We start from the raw sequence: 2,268 nt of genomic DNA on the forward strand, positions 1-2,268 counted from the left end.
CCTTATCTATCGTTTTTCAACGAAACGCTAAGCAGCATCGTAAAAGTAAGCAACGGTTTGTCATCCCCTTCTGACAAAGCAACTTTGATAGGGCTATCAACATCTGCACAACAACGTTTGTGGGATGCGTTAGACTGGCTTAGCCTCCAATATTCCGCAGGCGCTCAAGCAGAGCTCTTCTCTAATATTTGGCCTCACATCATGGCTTGGGCCGAAGAGTATGCGACATTTCATGAGAGTTATCACAACTCTCCAGTCTCCGGAAACCACATGACGCCACATGTGGCATTGCGTACAGAAAGTTACTGGATAGTCGCTCTGCGGCTGACCTGCTTTGGGCTGCTTAGTGGCCATGCTGCGCAAATGCCGCGGGTGATGCGGCTCCTTGACTATGGCAATGAGGATATGGGCGTGCGTGATGGCCTGCTTGAACGCCTGGTCGCGCCCTTTGTTGCCGGTCGTGCTACGCCGCCGGATACCGCCACCCGCCATTTGCCCTACCGCAAGCTGCTCAAGGTATTCGATGCCGCCCCCGACAAGCGCCCGGCGCTGATGGCCAAGTACATGGGCGAGTGGTATCACGCCAGCCGCCGCGAGCCCTATATCGACCAGCATGGCGAGGCGGATGTCTCCTTCTACGGCTATTGGGCCTGGGAAGCAGCCGCCGTGACCTGGTTGCTGGACATCGATCACAGCAGCTACCGCGATATGCCGTTCTACCCCCGCGATCTGCTGGACTTTGCCCGCAACCTGCCGGCCCCGCCCACCACGCAGCAGCAAAATACCTGACGCCTACCCACTGATGCGTCCGCCGGGCGCGCAAGGAGTGAAAGATGAACTTCCCTGGCAAGCGCCCCGTCCGGCTGGGCGACAAGACCACCCACGGCGGTGCCGTTATCGCCACCCCCAACCGCAGCTCGGCCGGGGGCATCCCGCTGGCGGTGATCGGCGATGCGGTCAGTTGCCCCAAGTGCGGCCCGACCACGATTGCCGAGGGCGATGCCACCTGGACTATCGACGGCAAACCCGTGGCACTGAATGGCCACGCCACCGCCTGCGGTGCCAAGCTGATTGCCAGCCTGCCCGCCTGAAACCGGCCATAGACTGGGGCCGCCGCTGCACCGCCGATGTGAGTACGCATCATCAAGGAAATGGCTTGTCGTTACGGGCGGCCGTAAATCAACACGGAGCAAGAAGACACCAGCACACTGATACTTTCACGCCATCCGGGCCAGACACTGATGGTCGGCGACAACATTCAGGTAACGATTATCGAGGTAAAGGGCAACCAGGTACGCATCGGCATACAGGCACCCAAGGAGGTCGATGTTCATCGGCAAGAAATCTACGAGCGTATTCGTGCCGGTCTCCCCAAGCCCAACTCCGGCAACCATCCACAGTATTAAATCGCATTCCCTGATCAGCCTTCGCTGATCAGGAAGGAGAATTGACCATGCTGTTCCTGACCCGCCGGCGCGGCGAAGTCGTAATCATCGGCGACGCTATTCAAGTCACGGTCATGCAGTTCGATCTGCATCAGGTTCGCCTGGGCATCCAGGCGCCCGGTGACCTCGAGATTCACTGGCAGGAGAACGCCCGTGATATCCGTACCCGCGCCCAACCGCAAAGCCCGGTTATCGTAGACCGCCGGCATACTGAAACCGTGACGATTGGCGGCAGCATTCAGATAGCGATATTGCAAACCGGCCTACACCAGATCCGCCTTTGCGTTGAGGCACCCCGGGATGTTCGCGTCGATAGAGATGAAGTCCATCACCGCCCCCAGGTAAAACACGCCAGCGAGGCCGCGCCGCCGCCAGCCCCAGCCCCAGCCCCAGCCCCAGCCCCAGCCCCAGCCCCAGCCCCAGCCCCAGCCAAGCGAACCCTGCGCACGCTCTCGCTCAAACGCCACTGATCATATTTCGACCGGGCCATTTTTGGCCCGGCCTAGCCAAAAATGGCACAGTTAAAACTCTTTATTTTCAATCACTTAATATATTCCAGGCCAAAAATGGCCCGCCGCAACTGGTTTCCACCTCGATTTACCCGGCCGCACACGCGCCACCACCGCACCAGAATATCCACGCAGCCCAGTAAGTACGCAGGGTTCAAAGAAGCTTCCGGGCAAAAACACGTATTGGCATGCCCCCTGCAATGTCGTCCTCGTCCCCGCATGGGACGGCATCAACGGCCACTGCGGCCCTCTCGACGACATAAGGAATCCGTCATGTCCACACCCGCCTACATCGCCATCACGGGCAAAACCCA

The 2,268-nt window shown here is 59.1% G+C and carries 4 protein-coding genes; all 4 read left to right on the forward strand.

The features are described 5' to 3' along the window. A partial coding sequence (locus ACF8GB_RS08505) for a PoNe immunity protein domain-containing protein (protein WP_392526865.1) occupies positions 1 to 789 on the forward strand: 789 nt, incomplete at its 5' end. Between the two features lie 44 nt (positions 790 to 833). Then, the gene (locus tag ACF8GB_RS08510) at positions 834 to 1,091 is read left to right on the forward strand and encodes a PAAR domain-containing protein (RefSeq protein WP_392515813.1); all 258 of its coding nucleotides are present in this window, start codon (positions 834 to 836) and stop codon (positions 1,089 to 1,091) included. 150 nt (positions 1,092 to 1,241) lie between these two features. Beyond that, a complete protein-coding gene (csrA, locus tag ACF8GB_RS08515; protein WP_196186813.1) occupies positions 1,242 to 1,406 on the forward strand; it encodes a carbon storage regulator CsrA in 165 nt (54 codons plus the stop codon). A 47-nt stretch (positions 1,407 to 1,453) separates the two neighbouring features. After that, a complete protein-coding gene (locus ACF8GB_RS08520; protein WP_392526867.1) occupies positions 1,454 to 1,915 on the forward strand; it encodes a carbon storage regulator in 462 nt (153 codons plus the stop codon). Positions 1,916 to 2,268: the final 353 nt, after the last annotated feature.

The sequence above is a fragment of the Pseudomonas sp. xss_4 genome, assembly GCF_043104125.1.
Lineage (GTDB): Bacteria > Pseudomonadota > Gammaproteobacteria > Pseudomonadales > Pseudomonadaceae > Aquipseudomonas > Aquipseudomonas parafulva_B.

Excerpts from the sequence above, each read along its gene's own strand:
- ACF8GB_RS08520 (WP_392526867.1), top strand. The coding sequence starts at position 1,454 with ATGCTGTTCCTGACCCGCCGGCGCGGCGAAGTCGTAATCATCGGCGAC.
- csrA (WP_196186813.1), top strand. The coding sequence starts at position 1,242 with ATGGTCGGCGACAACATTCAGGTAACGATTATCGAGGTAAAGGGCAAC.
- ACF8GB_RS08510 (WP_392515813.1), top strand. The coding sequence starts at position 834 with ATGAACTTCCCTGGCAAGCGCCCCGTCCGGCTGGGCGACAAGACCACC.